The organism is Nitrospiraceae bacterium, from assembly GCA_021373015.1.
GTDB lineage: Bacteria > Nitrospirota > Thermodesulfovibrionia > Thermodesulfovibrionales > UBA1546 > JAJFTJ01.
Genome location: JAJFTJ010000005.1, coordinates 78,155 through 92,884, shown reverse-complemented (window position 1 = coordinate 92,884; position 14,730 = coordinate 78,155). Strand labels below are relative to the sequence as shown.

The 14,730-nt window shown below is 36.0% G+C and carries 15 protein-coding genes; 1 reads left to right on the top strand and 14 read right to left on the bottom strand.

All coding sequences use genetic code 11. The features are described from left to right. The first annotated feature begins 47 nt into the window (after window positions 1-47). Entirely contained in the window at window positions 48-1,151 is a 1,104-nt protein-coding gene (locus LLF28_01815) for an HD domain-containing protein (protein MCE5194183.1), read from the top strand. Here LLF28_01815 and LLF28_01810 read toward each other — a convergent pair. The 14 genes from LLF28_01810 to LLF28_01745 form a co-directional block, all read right to left on the bottom strand. Beyond that, a complete protein-coding gene (locus tag LLF28_01810) occupies window positions 1,126-2,517 on the bottom strand; it encodes a YchF/TatD family DNA exonuclease (GenBank protein ID MCE5194182.1) in 1,392 nt (463 codons plus the stop codon). The two genes, LLF28_01815 and LLF28_01810, sit on opposite strands and share 26 nt — an antisense overlap. Continuing rightward, a complete protein-coding gene (locus LLF28_01805; protein ID MCE5194181.1) occupies window positions 2,514-3,722 on the bottom strand; it encodes a 2,3-bisphosphoglycerate-independent phosphoglycerate mutase in 1,209 nt (402 codons plus the stop codon). Before LLF28_01805 ends, LLF28_01810 begins: the two co-directional genes overlap by 4 nt. Window positions 3,723-3,764: 42 nt before the next feature. Further along, the gene (locus LLF28_01800) at window positions 3,765-4,658 is read right to left on the bottom strand and encodes an NAD(P)H-binding protein (protein MCE5194180.1); all 894 of its coding nucleotides are present in this window, start codon (window positions 4,656-4,658) and stop codon (window positions 3,765-3,767) included. A 64-nt stretch (window positions 4,659-4,722) separates the two neighbouring features. After that, a complete protein-coding gene (locus LLF28_01795; protein ID MCE5194179.1) occupies window positions 4,723-5,514 on the bottom strand; it encodes a glycosyltransferase family 2 protein in 792 nt (263 codons plus the stop codon). Beyond that, window positions 5,514-6,275: a glycosyltransferase family 2 protein gene (locus LLF28_01790; GenBank protein ID MCE5194178.1), complete on the bottom strand. Its 762-nt coding sequence runs from the start codon at window positions 6,273-6,275 to the stop codon at window positions 5,514-5,516. The genes LLF28_01795 and LLF28_01790 overlap by 1 nt, the downstream gene beginning before the upstream one ends. Before the next feature lie 39 nt (window positions 6,276-6,314). Beyond that, entirely contained in the window at window positions 6,315-7,238 is a 924-nt protein-coding gene (locus LLF28_01785) for a glycosyltransferase family 2 protein (protein ID MCE5194177.1), read from the bottom strand. Between the two features lie 102 nt (window positions 7,239-7,340). Then, on the bottom strand, window positions 7,341-9,161 hold the full coding sequence (locus tag LLF28_01780; GenBank protein MCE5194176.1) for a class I SAM-dependent methyltransferase: 1,821 nt from the start codon (window positions 9,159-9,161) through the stop codon (window positions 7,341-7,343). Further along, entirely contained in the window at window positions 9,158-9,961 is an 804-nt protein-coding gene (locus LLF28_01775) for a DUF616 domain-containing protein (protein ID MCE5194175.1), read from the bottom strand. The genes LLF28_01780 and LLF28_01775 overlap by 4 nt, the downstream gene beginning before the upstream one ends. Window positions 9,962-9,968: 7 nt before the next feature. Next, window positions 9,969-10,898 carry a hypothetical protein gene (locus LLF28_01770; GenBank protein ID MCE5194174.1) on the bottom strand — a complete coding sequence of 310 codons (930 nt, stop codon included), beginning with the start codon at window positions 10,896-10,898 and terminating at the stop codon, window positions 9,969-9,971. Then, window positions 10,895-11,659: an ABC transporter ATP-binding protein gene (locus LLF28_01765; GenBank protein MCE5194173.1), complete on the bottom strand. Its 765-nt coding sequence runs from the start codon at window positions 11,657-11,659 to the stop codon at window positions 10,895-10,897. The genes LLF28_01770 and LLF28_01765 overlap by 4 nt, the downstream gene beginning before the upstream one ends. 16 nt (window positions 11,660-11,675) lie before the next feature. After that, on the bottom strand, window positions 11,676-12,509 hold the full coding sequence (locus LLF28_01760) for an ABC transporter permease (GenBank protein ID MCE5194172.1): 834 nt from the start codon (window positions 12,507-12,509) through the stop codon (window positions 11,676-11,678). A gap of 9 nt (window positions 12,510-12,518) precedes the next feature. Continuing rightward, window positions 12,519-13,130: a FumA C-terminus/TtdB family hydratase beta subunit gene (locus tag LLF28_01755; GenBank protein ID MCE5194171.1), complete on the bottom strand. Its 612-nt coding sequence runs from the start codon at window positions 13,128-13,130 to the stop codon at window positions 12,519-12,521. Then, on the bottom strand, window positions 13,124-13,969 hold the full coding sequence (locus tag LLF28_01750; GenBank protein MCE5194170.1) for a fumarate hydratase: 846 nt from the start codon (window positions 13,967-13,969) through the stop codon (window positions 13,124-13,126). Before LLF28_01750 ends, LLF28_01755 begins: the two co-directional genes overlap by 7 nt. A gap of 132 nt (window positions 13,970-14,101) precedes the next feature. Further along, window positions 14,102-14,725: a SurA N-terminal domain-containing protein gene (locus LLF28_01745; GenBank protein ID MCE5194169.1), complete on the bottom strand. Its 624-nt coding sequence runs from the start codon at window positions 14,723-14,725 to the stop codon at window positions 14,102-14,104. Window positions 14,726-14,730: the final 5 nt, after the last annotated feature.

Below are 14,730 nucleotides of genomic sequence, written 5' to 3'. Positions count from 1 at the left end.
TTCTAGATATTCTATAATCAATTCACATCATTCATTATGGAATCATATTGTTAATATCCAATTTTAATAAAGACTTTGATAATACCGTCAGAGAGCTGAGCAATTCATATGAAGAAAATTCTCTTCTATGCAAGCTTTCAGATATATTCGCATGCCGCAATGTTAATGAAATCTACGAAAATCTAGTCATCGAAGCTGCTGCAACTTTAGGGGTGGCAACAACCGCTGTTTTATTTCTTGATGAAAACAATACAATGCTTCATACAAAGGCGTGTTACGGCATATGGGAAAAGAACAAGATATTAAACGGTAAAAGGGAGCCGCTCTTGAACATAATGAAAAGCGGCATGCCCGTAGTATTCAATAAAATAAACGAGATAGATACCAGTAATAATTTCTACGGATTAAATTCTGCACTATTCTGTCCTTTGACAATAAAAGGCAGGACAGTCGGGTTAATGATACTTGCTGACAAAATAACAGCAGAGGCATTCTATCCCAGCGATATAAAACTTTTCAGATTTATAGTTAATCAGGCCGCCCTTGCAATTGAAAATAAAATCCTCTATCAGGAAATCGAAGATATGATGCTTGGCACAATAAAATCATTCGTAAACGCTCTTGAATCAACAGCAGAATGGACAAGCGGACATGCAGAGCGTGTGATGCTCTACAGTCACGGCATTGCGAATGAGATGGGCATAGGCAAACAACAGACTGATCGTCTGCGGATATGTTCTCTTTTGCATGACATCGGAAAGATTGCAATCCCTCCTCACATACTGAATAAAAAAGGACCCCTAGATAAAGAAGAATGGGGAATAATAAAAACACATCCTACTGTTGGAGTAAAAATTCTTTCTGGACTTAAAACATTTGATGATATTCTTGACGGAATAAAGTACCATCATGAGCATTGGAACGGAGAAAATGGGATATTTAAACTCGAACGCAATGACATACCTTTAATATCAAGAATACTTACTGTCTCTGATGCATTTGATGCAATGACATCTGACAGGCCTTACAGAGATAAGATTAGCGAAAAAGAAACTCTCGCTGAGATAAAAAACCTGTCAAAAAAACAGTTCGACCCTCAGGTGGTCGAGGCATTATTAGTTTGGATCAGCCAACAGCATCAAGCTTCCTGATCCTCAGTATAATGCCTAGATCTTCCGTTATCTTTTTGCACTTTTCTATATCAACGCCTTTAATTTCTACAACTGTTGCCTGAACAATAGGTATATATTTTTTAGCCTCTTTTATGAATTCTATTACTTCGGGAAATGCGTTTTTAAATATCGGAGAACATATACTGTTATAAGTAGATGCATCATGTGCATCAAGACTAACTGAAACCGCATCAACAATCCCTTTAAGTTCTGGAAGAATATTTCTTTTATTGATAATGTTGCCATGCCCGTTTGTGTTGATTCTTACTGAACCGTTTTTTTCTTTAACCCAGCAGGCAAGATTCTTAACCAGATCAAGTCTCAACAGCGGTTCTCCGTATCCGCAGAATACTATCTCCTTATACTTAGACGGGTCACCTACTTCTGCTTTTATATCATCTTCTGTAGGCTCTTCAGAGAGTCTGAGATTGTGTCCCTTAACATAATCAGTATGAAATCTTACGCAGAAAGAGCATTTATTCGTACATCTGTTCGTTACATTTATATAAAGACTATCTCTAATCTTATAAGTAAATTCTCCTTTTTCTGGTAGCTCTCCGATCCCGAATAACTTTTTTGAATTTAATGTTGTAATTCTCTCAATATCCTCAAATCCAATATTCCTCAGCTCTGCTATTTTCTTAGCTGTATGAACAATATATGCGGGTTCGTTTCTCTTTCCTCTGAAAGGCTCCGGAGTCAGATATGGGGAGTCTGTCTCAATAAGTAGATACTTGTCGGGGATTATCTTTACAATTTCCATCAATTCTTTGGACTTGCCGAATGTTACAGGGCCTGCGATAGAAATATAAAAACCCATCTGCATTACCTTTTCTGCCATATCTCTGTCTCCGGAAAAACAATGCAATACGCCTTTGTTCAATTTTGATTCGCGCAGTACTTTAAGTGTATCTTCTTTTGCCTCTCTGCTGTGAATAATAACAGGCAGGTCTAGTTCCTGAGCTAATTCCATATGTTTCCTGAATACTTTTTTTTGTATATCACGAGGTGAATTGTCATAATGATAATCAAGCCCTGTTTCCCCGATAGCAACAATTTTGGGATTATCAGATTTTATTTCTTTTGAAAATTTATATTCTTCTCCCCATTTTTTGATTTGATTATATGTCTCGCCAGAAAAATCTTTTGCATCATGCGGGTGAATGCCAACAGAAGAATAGATAAAATCGTATTTTTTGGAAAGTGCAAGGCTGCCAAGATTTCCTTTATTATCAGAACCTACAGAAATGAGCGCTTCTATTCCTGATTCTTTTGCGCGGGCTATGACATCTTCTCTGTCAGAAGAAAAGGCGTCCATATCAAGATGACAATGTGTATCAATCATGCTCCAAACTTCTTTAAACGAAGTGCATTGGCAAGTGCAAGCGGCATAAGATTAACTGTATTAAAAATACCAAATTCTCCTTTTAGACATTCCCTCTCTGTAAAAGAACGGCAGGTATTTCCAAAAACATAAGGGGATTTCAAAAGCACAGGCACAGGATGCCAGCTGTGTCCCTTGAGCAGTGACGGAGTCGAATGATCACCTGTGATTATAAGTACATCAGGATTCAGAGCAAGAATCTGAGGGAGCATGCTGTCAAAATTCGCAAGCTGATTAGCCTTTTCTACAAAATTTCCGTCCTCGCCATATGAATCAATTTTTTTCACATGAACAAAGAAAAAATCGTAATCTTTATATTTTTGCTTCACAATCTCTATTTCTGTTTCAACATCTCCTTTTATCTCAGGCGCATCCATACCGATAAGTTTTGCAAGCCCCCTGTACATCGGATACGATGCAATTGCAAGAGACTTAAGCCCATACACCTCATTGAAATGAGGGATATCAGGCGCTTGTGAAAATCCTCTCAGCAATGCAAAATTGGCCTTATCCTGCTTTTTCAGAATATCCTCAATCTGGCTTATCAAGTTTTTTACAACAGGAATGATCTTTTCAGCCTGTTTTGTTTCTGGCACAGGATCAAGCGGCGCTTTTTCTTCCTTCTGAGGATCAGTATCAAGAATCACTCCAGAGCCTTTTTCCAGAGAGTCAGGAAATCTAAGGACTATGGAAAATCTGTGTTCCATGCCGGAAGTAAAGATTACCTCAACATCTCCTATCTTCTTTATCTTATTTTGAAGCAGTCCGGTAATATCTTTATTCTTTTCCGTAGGGATTCTGCCAGCTCGTCTGTCTTTGATGATACCGTTTTTTATCGTTGAATAATTTCCTCTGATCGCAATATCTGTTTTTTTCAATTCCACGCCAAGACCAAGCGCCTCAAGAACTCCCCTTCCAATCTGCCATTCAACAGGATCATATCCAAAAAGCGCAAGATGTCCGGGTCCGCTCCCAGGTGTTATGCCGTATCCAACAGGAAGATGCATACCGCATGCAGAGTTCTGAGCAATCATATCTAAGTTAGGGATATCAGCTGTTTCAAGTTCTGTCTTACCGTGCATTGGAAGACCTCCAAGCCCGTCAAGCACAACAAGGATTATCTTTGAATTGTTTTTTTGGATCAGGTGTTTTATTGTGTTTTGCATTCTTAATCTTACTTAAAAACTGCGGTATGTTGCAAGTTTAAATCATTTCTGGTTAATAAAGGTTTTAAGAGCATCTTCGTATTTAAGCGGTTTAAATCCGAAACTCTTTTCAACTGAATCAATAGGGCATAGATTATCTTTCTCTAGCAATCCAAGCTGTTCAATGGTCACGGGCGGAACACTTAATATCTTTTCTGCAAAAAAAGCTCCTAATTTCATTAAACCCATAGGAACATGAAAAACGGGTTTTTTTACGTTTAACGCAATCAACAGGTTATTTAAAATTTCATCATAGGTGAGGTGCTGAGGACCACCTATCTCAAAAGTTCCTGAGTAAGCTTCTGGTGAATCAATTATCTTGAGAGCGCACTTCACCCAATCATTAATATATAAAGGCTGAAATTTTGATTTTCCAGAACCTGGTATAGGAATTATCGGAGATTTTTTAATTATGTTTATTATCTTCCTTGTAAATCCATCCCATGGCCCGATTAAAATTGAAGGCCTAAGAATTGTAAATCGGATCCCTGACGCCTTAACAATCTCTTCAGTCTCAGCTTTTGTTCTCAAATATCCTGACCACGAATCTATGTCAGCCCCAATAGCACTCTGATAAAAAAAATGTTTCACTCCTGAGTTCTTTGATTCAGAGATTAGATTTTCTGTGCCGTAAACATGTATCTTTCTGAATGTGGATGAATCTGTTTCATGAATAATTCCCACAAGATGTATTACGAGATCAATGCCGTTTAAGGCATTTCTAATTGTTTCAGGCATTGTTATATCTCCAACAACAACCTCAATGCCCTTCTGTTTAAAACTATTCTGTGCTTTTTCTGAACGCACAAGGCATCTGAGCTTATGATTAAGCTCAATGAGCGCATCGATTAGATGTCCTCCGACAAATCCTGTTCCTCCTGCAATAAATATATTCATAGATTGTATTTGTTATTTAACATTAAAATATATAATGAGTTTTATCATTGTAAAAAATAACAGGTTAAAAGAATTTCCAGCCATGGATTCTAAAAAAAGTTACAGCTGATCTTGCAAACATTATAATGTGTTTAAATCCCTTTTTAGCTGCGTAACCGCCATAATGCTTAATTTTCACAGATGGGATATAAGCGATTTTCACTATTTTTTTAGCTCTAATACTAAGGTCAGAATCTTCAAAATACATAAAAAATCTCTTATCAAAACCTCCAAGTTTTTTTATTACATCTGTGCGGAAAAACATGAAACAGCCGCTGACAAGCAAAAGATCCCATACAACATTATTGCTGATCACATCTCGCATCTCAAAATAATCAAGCTGTTTATGAAAAATTTTTCTTAACCACTGAGGAGCGAGTCCTCGCAATGCCAGGATTAAAATAGATGGATATCTTTTGCAAAGATACTGCCTTTGCCCAGTTCTATCGAAAACTGCAGGGACAATCAGTCCACATTCAGGGTGGGCAGAAAAAAACTCAAGTGCATTATTAAGTCCGTCAAAGGCAATTTCAACATCAGGATTCAGGATTAAATGAAAATCACTGTTTGTCTTTGATATTGCCAGATTGTGCCCCTGACCAAAACCAATATTGCCATGGCCTTTTATATATACGACTTGAAATGATTCAGTGGCTTCGAACGTAATATGATTTTCAGGGCTATTATCAATAATATAAAGAACTGAGGTTGAAAGCGGCAAGTTCAAAAGAGCAGTCTCAAGGCTTCTTAATGTTTTAAATAAAAGATCCCTGTCAGGTTTGTATAAAACAATAGAAAAACTAATATTTATCTGCATTACCTCATACTCAAAAATTTTATAAATTTTTCTTTTAAAAGTCTCGAAATAAGAGCTGACCCTAAAATATATCTATACTTAATTTTGTCATAAATCGTATTTCTGCTTTTATTGCCCGTAAAGGTTTTATTAGAAGAATGTCTACGATAAAAAACCAGTTTTTCATTACAAAAATATATTTTCCCAACAAACTCACTTATCATACCGATCCACCAATCATGTGCAGGAATTTTTGCTGAAAACGGCAGAGCCTTAGAAAGAATTGATTTATTGAAGGCCATACAGCAGCCGATATAACTGTTGTGCATAAAATTTTTTAAAATGCCTTTCCCCGAACCAATCAGTTCAAAAATTGATTTATTTAAAATTTTAGATTCACCATCAATTATCTCGGCATCAGAAACAACAAGATCATATTTCATCAACAATTCCATTATGCGGGATACTCTATCATGGCGCCATACATCATCCTGATCAGACAAAAAAATAATTTCTCCTGAAGCGCTTGAAAGAGCATTTTCAAAATTTTTTACATAATTTTGGAAATTAGCCTTTAAAACAAAAATTCTTTTATCATTGAGAGATTTTATTATATCTACAGTCCCATCCGTAGAGCAGTCGTCTGATATGATTACCTCATCCTCTTCTTCCAATTGAGGCAGGATACTCTTCAGCTGACTTTCAATAAATTTACTGCCGTTGCATGTAGCCATACAGACAGAAACTTTCTTTCTGTGTTCAGACTGCTTTATGGTGCTCAAAATATGAATGTTCCTCCAGCTTTAGAAACTGATGTGCAATTATTCAAGCTTTCCGCTAATCCCCTTTACACCATCAAAAATACCTTTAAAAATCATCTGAAAAATCTTCTCTCTTGACCGCCCAGTTAAAAGTAAAAAAACAAAAATCTGCAGCAAGCTTATTATATCTGCAGACATCCATTTAACAGACATATATTCTCTGCGATAGAGGAGAAAACTGTTGCGGAAAATATAATAGTAGCGAAAAGGCTTGTGTTGAAAAAAAATTTTCCGTCTGAAACCCCAGATTTGCCTCGCTGATTCTCCGATAGAATGTTCCATAAAAGCGTTAGACACTCCCCATGCACAATATCCAAGAGAACGAGCGCGCAAAAACCACTCTATATCAATCTTATCGATAAACAAAGATTCGTCCATAGTCCCTATATCATTTATCGTCTCAAGAGAGATCAGAGAACCTGATGAAATAAGAAAGTCAGCAGGAACATAAATTGAATCCATAGATTTTATCTGATTGAATCTAAACCATCCTAACCGCATAAAAGGAGAAAATAAATCTGTTCTCAAATCATGATAAACAGGCCCCACAGCAGATATTTTATAACCTTGCTGCTTAAGATTATTAAATGCATTCATCAGTATAATAACCATGTTTGATTCTGGCACACTATCCTGATCGAATAAAATAATGTGTGAACAGCCTGACTCTCTAGCTTTCTTTACGCCTAAATTATAGGCATATCCCAACCCCATATTCTCATTTAAAAAAAAAGTCATGTTTTTATAATTTTTTTCCGCTTTAATCCAATCACAAAAACCGTTTTGAGAAAAATTATCAATGATAATAATCCGATTGACCTGATCTGCTAACTTATTTAAAATCTGACCGATTGTTAAAAAGTCAGGATTGTAAGTCACAATTATTGCGCATATGCAATTTGATTTAAGATGTTCGTTAAACATTATTCCTTCCCAAATATTTAAAAATAAAATTTTAAAATATTAAGTGATTTGTTCAAAGCCTAAATAATCCATACGCAGTTAACGCTCATCAAATATAAAAAACTAGAATTTCTTATTCAGCTTTTTTATAAATCGAAAAACTGCCTGCCCTATATTATGAAATTCACCCCTGAAAAGGTATTTAAATAAGCGAATAACCGCATTACAAAAATAAATTTTTTTCTTAGAATGCGGTGAAAAAACATCATCTCCGCCGTTAATCATTTCATGTATAAGCTTGTTTCTCTTGTCTTCCGCGATGCATGAATATCTCATCTGCCATTCTTTTTCTTTAGCAAAAAAATCATCATAGCCGCATTCATTTTTAAATATAACCCCAAGTCCATAAGACTGATAAAATTCTATTGTTTTGTATTTATTTTTCAGCTCTTCCCATAGCTTATAAACACCGAAATCGTCCTTATTTACGAAAATATCATGAAGAAAAATAATCCCTTCTTTTTTGACTTTAGGCAGCCATGTTTCAAAATCATGTTTTACAGCCTCATATGTGTGCAGTCCATCAATATGCAGTAAATCTATCGAATAATCCTCAAATTCATTGCATGCCTGATCAAATGTTTTTTCTAAAAAATTAATTTTCAAGTCACAGTAATACCTTTTCACTATTTTAGTTAAGGTTTCAAAAATATTACTGTCATAAAATCCCGAATGCTTATCTCCCAGCCATGTGTCCACAGAGTAGAGATTTGCATTGTAACGAGCATCTTTCACGCCTTGACAAAACGAACAAAACGATATGCCCTTGTATGTTCCCAACTCAACAATTGTCTTTGGTTTCAGATTGCGCACTAGATCATATGCGAAATACTTATGCCCTGACCATGCTGATTCAAAATCATGAAGCATCTCCTCATACTCGAATTTTCTGTTAAAATATTTCCAGACACCGCTAGTTGCTTCGAATCCTGACATCAAATCCCTGAAATCTATCTCCTCGACAAATCCTTGCTTCAAAAACTCGTTAACTTCAGTGTCTTTAAGAATAAGCTTTTTATATTCTTTATCCAGCAGACCTTTTTTATAGCTTTTGTACCAGCGCCTTACATGAAATCCCATTTTTTTATCGAGTTTTTTGTTTCTTTCATGAGAACTTCCACTCTGTATTGTTTTCTGAAAAAACTGAGCTTTATTTCTTATAGGATAATGATAAATAAGTATATCTTTTGAGATGCCTTCTGCCACGGAAGAATCCTTGTTGGTCACAAAATGATTTCCCTGAGAAACAAAAAAAAGTTTATTCTTCAGTTTGAAAATAACTTTAGGAGGGTATTTAAAATAAAAAAAGTTGGTGTCCTTAGTATCATTTATATAGTCTTCAGCGACAAGAGGATCAACAACTGCATATTTTGCATCTTCAGGAAATGTTTCTTTGCCACTTTTATCTGATAATAATATGTTTACCACGTCAACTATTAATATATCTTCAGGTCTTTTCAAAATTTCATATTTAAGATTGCCTGCTCTAGGGTGCCAAAATTCATCAGCGTCGCAATGAAAGACAATATCAGCATTGTATTTATCCCGGGCGATTGTTGTCATGTGGTTGTTCCAGCCTGCTTGATCATGGTCTTTACCTTTTTCATCAATCACATGCAAAATTCCTCTTTTCTCATACTCGGCTAAAATTTCTCTGGTTCCATCTGTTGAATCATTGTCAGTAGCAATAATAAAATCAACACCTTTACTTAAATGAAAATCAATATTATGGCGGATTATATCTTTTTCATTCCTGACAAGCAGAGTCATGACAAGTTTTTTTTGACTTGTAGTCAGCTTAAAGCCTTGAAGATCAGCAGTGAAATCATCAACGTCAGGATACTTAAATTTTAGGCATGACATCATTTCTTTATAAAATCTCATATATTTTTACCGCTTTGAAAAATTGTCCGAATCAATTCAGAGAATCCTTCTTTAAAAATATTTTTTAAAAGAAAGGGAGTCTTCAATCTCGTTACTTGAGAGATATCTGGATTATGTGAGCTAAAAGCTATTCTTCCGTCATTTCTTCTATAAGAGATATCTGTAAGGGGTGAGCACTTTACACCGTGTTTCCATAGAGCGTATGTGAAACTGAGCTGATCGCGTCTAGAAAAGTTTTCAACCCAAGACCACCAATCATTCATAAGCTCGATATTCTTTTTGTCGTTATTCTCTCTGAATAATATATTGGTCTCAAAAAGACCTTGTTTTGCGGGAAATCCATCCTTTTTTATCATCTCAATCTGTTTTTTCATTATTTTAAAATCATCTTTGTTTAATGCTATGCAAGCTTCCAGCTCTTCATAAACACAGTTTCTATCGCGATGTGGAGCACTCGAAATTTTCATGAATTCTTTTATTGCTTTCCCTAAATCTTCGAATAAATCTTTTTTTAATACGTTTACGTTCCCGTCAACCCATAAACTTCTCTCATATTCAGGGAATAGAATGTGAGGATGCAGTTTGTGCCAGCGTTGATTTCGCACAGGATCAAGGGCTGTAAATATTATTGGCCTTACCTGCCATGACAAATTTCCATTATTCTTAATAGATAAATCATCAGTAAAACAAACATAATCCCACTTGGGATCTTTATATGAATGATCAACAAGATCATCATATTTGTTTGTTATACAAGTATAGACCACTCCGAGTTTTTTGCTTTTCATTTTTTTATTCATATAAAACCTATTCGAGTATTTTCTTGTCAGGCAATACCAGCATGCTGCCTAGTTTATAGTCCCAGTCAACCGGGTCAAAAGGGACAACGCCGCTTCCTGGATGAAATGTTAGCTCTCCAAAAAAAATTTTATTATTGACATGATAAAGATCGACTCTTACAAACGGGAACGGTTTTGATAATTTTTCAGCAATCTCAATCATTAAATCAAGGTTCTCTGGTTTTTTTATTTTTTTAGGGATATTTTTATTAAATCTTTTGAACGGCAATTGATTCCATTCAAGGTCAAAATAATCCACCCCTAAACTTACAGCCCTTTCATAGCAGACAGAAATTATTTTCACTTGCCCATTGAAGCACATAATTTTATAATCCTTAAGATCTCCGTCTTCTTTGTCTTCAATGAATTCTTCGCATATAATTCTCGGTTTTATATTTTTATAGCACCATTCGTATAAATAATAATAATGACTAGCTCTCGGATTCAGCCAGCTTTTCATTTTTTCCTTCGCATCATAAATGTCAAAAATACTCTTATTTTCGCAGAATATATTTGACCCCGAACTATTATTTGCTTTCAGCACAAATTTATCAGGAAGCTTATCAAAATCGACATCATCTGAATCATCGTAAACTCCCAAAAGCCTTACCAGAAACTCTTCTCCAATTGTCTGTTTGACATATTCCCGGACAATGTATTTGTCAGAGCATTTAGTTATAAGATCGTCTTGATAATAAAGTTTTAGCCATTGTATCTTTTCATTTAGGCTTTTTGGGCTGTCAATATCAGGGAAGTATCCGACATTCTTCAAAAAAAGCTTTTTAATATGTATTTTCTTTATAATTAAACTCTCAGGAAGATATGGCTTAATCTTTTTTCTGAACTCAGCGATTTGTTTTTTATATCTATCAGGTATGAGATTTTTTAAAATTCTCATTTCTTTTCTGAGTAAAGCGCTATTGTTTCAGAAGCAGCGCCGCTGAATGCAATCCTTCCCGATTCCATCAAAATGGCTTTAGTGCACAAGGATTCGATGGTAGACATGGTGTGGCTTACCAGAATGATCGTACGCCCCTGATTTTGTGATTCTTCAATTTTTTTCATACATTGTTTTTGAAACTCAGCATCGCCGACTGCAAGCACTTCATCAAGAATCAAGATATCAGGGTCAAGGTGCACTGCAACAGAAAAAGCAAGCCGAACATACATACCGGAAGAATAGCGTTTCACAGGCGTATCCAAAAAACGTTCTATGCCTGAGAACGAAACAATACTATCAAATTTTCTCCGTATCTCAGGTCTTGACATGCCTAAGATAGCTCCGTTCAAATATATGTTCTCACGGCCTGTAAGTTCAGGATGAAAACCTGTTCCGACTTCAAGGAGACTTGCTGTTCTGCCATGCAGATGAATTGTGCCGGTTGTAGGTTCAGTAATTCTGCTTAAGATTTTAAGCAAAGTTGATTTACCTGCGCCATTTCTCCCGATAATACCGACTCTTTCTCCCTGTTTAATTTCAAAGTCAATATTTTTTATCGCCCAGAATTCTTCAATTTTAGGTTTTCTATTTTTTTTGTCAATGAAGTTTTTCCATGTATAATCAAACAATTCGCGGATCGTCTGGGGCTTTTGCCCTGATAAGTGGCGGATAGTATAACGCTTGCCAATGCCTTTTGCTGTGATCACTGTTTTATTCATGTTTAATATATTCTCATTAGATAATATCTGCAAAAGTTTGTTCAGCTTTTCTAAAATATGACATGCCAAGCATAAAACTCAATATCGAAACTCCCAATGACATATAAATACTAATAAGATTCAACTCTGTTATCCCAGGCAAAAGCGACCAGCGGAATCCGTCAATAATTCCAACCATTGGATTGAGATAATATATAAGACGCCATTGTTCAGGCACAAGAGAACTGATAAAACCAACAGGTGAAATGTATAAACCTATTTGTATTAAAAATCCCGAGATAAAATTAAAATCCCTGTATTTCACATTGAGTGATGCCATCCAGAGTCCCAGCCCTAATAATGAAAAAATTTCAAGCGCAAGAAACATGGGCAAAAAAACAATTTTCCATCCCGGTAATACCTGATACCATATCATTAAACCGACAAAAAGGCAGAGGGATATCAAAAAATCCACAAGATTCACTACAAAAGCGCTCATCGGAACTATAAGTCTTGGAAAGTAAACTTTAGAAATAAGATTAGAATTTACAACTAGACTGTTGCTTACGCCGGTTAATGACGAAGCAAAAAACTGCCATGGAATTAAGCCTGAAAAAACTATCAGGGAATACGGCATGTCCATGGAAGGCAGTTTAGCAAGCTTCCCGAAAATAAAAGTAAAGATAGCCATCGTCAGAAGCGGTCTTACTACATTCCATGCAATGCCTAAAACAGTCTGTTTATAACGAACAAGAATGTCGCGCCATGAGAGGAAGTAAAACAATTCCCTATAACGCCACAGATCTTTCCAGTAATTAGATTTTAGTCTCCCGGCTTCAATGATCAGGGTATATTCATGTTTATTATCCATTAATTTTAATTACCTTATGAGCTTACTAAACTCTGAATTAGATTTTTTCTCAATTTTATCATGCAGACTCTTTCCGTGTGCATCCATCGTAACTATTGCAGGAAAATTTTCAACCTCAAGCACCCACATAGCTTCAGTGGTACCAAATTCATCAAGTTTCCACACATCGGCAACTCTTATTATCCTGTCTGCAAGATATGCTGCTGCTCCGCCTATTGTATGAAAATATACACATCCGTTTTTGCGCATTGCATCAAGAGTTTTTCCCCCCATACCGCCCTTGCCCATTACTCCGCGTATTTTGTATTTTGATATAACTTCATGTTCATACATCTCTACTCGTATGCTTGTTGTAGGGCCGGCTGCTATTATTCTATATTTACCTTCTATTTTTTTAACTATCGGGCCGCAGTGGTATAAAACCGCTCCTTCAAGGTCAATCGGCATATCTTTTTTCTGAATTTTCTTATTACAAAGAAATTTATGAACCTTGTCTCTTCCTGTAACCATAATCCCATTGATAAGAACATTATCTCCGACTTTGAGATTCAAAGCGTCTTTCTTTGTCATGGGCAGATTAATTATTTTTTCTTTTTTGATCTTCACTTTTTTCCTTACCATGTGAGAATCCCTCTTCTGTTAGCCCAGCATGCAATTGATATATCAACAAAGTATGATGCGGGATGACGATGATTCACTGCAACCTTTACAGCTATTGCAGTAGTCCTTCCGCCAAAGCCCATAGTCCCTATTCCCAATTTATTAATCTCTTTTAGCAGTTTTATCTCAAGTCCTGCAAGAACAGAGATTGGGTTTATGTCATCAATCTTTCTTAACAGCTGGCTCTTGGAAAGCTTGGTTACCTGATCTTTTGCAGCGCCTATTGCAACTCCTATAGTGTATGGAGGACATCCCTTACCCTGAGATTTCTGAACCGCATCAAGAACGCATTTTCTTACTCCGTCAAAATCTCTGCCTGCATTTAGCTCTGACATTGGAAGTTTATATGTCTGCCCGACATTTTCACTGCCTCCGCCTTTCAACATAAGATCTATTGTAAAAACATTATCCTGTGATTCTTTGAAATATATTACAGGATAACCAACACCAGTATTATCACCGCTGTTTTTTTCTGTGATTATGTCTACAGCATTCGGTCTTAATGGAATTTTTTCAGTTGCAATGCGTGTAGCTTCAATAATTGTATTTTCAATCTCAAGCTGGCTGAAGCTTCTTGGCAATGATACATAAAAAACAGGAACTCCTGTGTCCTGGCATATTGGACGGGATGTATTGCGGGCTATGGTAATGTTATCGAGTATTACTTTTAGCGCCTGCTCGGCATTAGAGCCTTTCTCTTCGCTTTTACGCGCTTTTATTAATGCATTCTCAACATCAGGCGGCAGAGACGTTGCAGTTTTTCTGTATAATTCTATAATTCCATCACGAAGTTTTAGCATTACTTGTCCCTCCTCGTGGAGTATATCATTTTCAAAAAACTTCTGTAAATTTTTGGATTTTCTTGGAGTAAAACATAAGTGGGTTGTTGACACAGTCAACAACCCACTAGAAAAGAAATAGTCTTTATAATCTTATTTTTTTGGCTGTTCTTTTATGGGTTCCTTTTTGTTGTCTTTCTTTGACTCTGCCGGTTTTGAGATATCTGCAATCGCCTGTTTGTTTATTTCAACCTTGTATGTCTTTTTCAGATTTTCGATATACGCGTCGAAAGCCTCTTTTTGTTTCTGTGAGCTTATCTGCTGAGTCAGATAGCCCTTAACTTCTTCAAATTTGTATTGTCTGCCGCTCTTATCCTTAATGTTTGCCTTGTTCTTGTCGTAAAAATCTTTTATTTCCTGCTCAGATACATTCACCTTGCTGTCAATCTCTTTCTCTAAGAGAGTACTGATAAGAATGAGCTTCTGTGTATCTGCAATTTTCTTTGCATATGCTGGGTCTTTATCAAGACCTTTTTTCTTTGCTTCCTTATAAAGCAGTTCTTTCTTTACAATCTCATCTATAAGTCTCGATTTGCCTTCTTCGCCGTCAAACATCTTCTGTGCAAAAACAGGAAGCGCTTCAAGCTCTCTGCTCAAGTCCTCCTTTGTTATAGCGGATCCATCGACCTTTGCTAAAACAGGGTTTTTCTTGCTTCCGTCTTTTGAGCACCCAACCAGAATAAAAATCCCAAGAATCAAAACTAATACTTTTTTCATTTAAG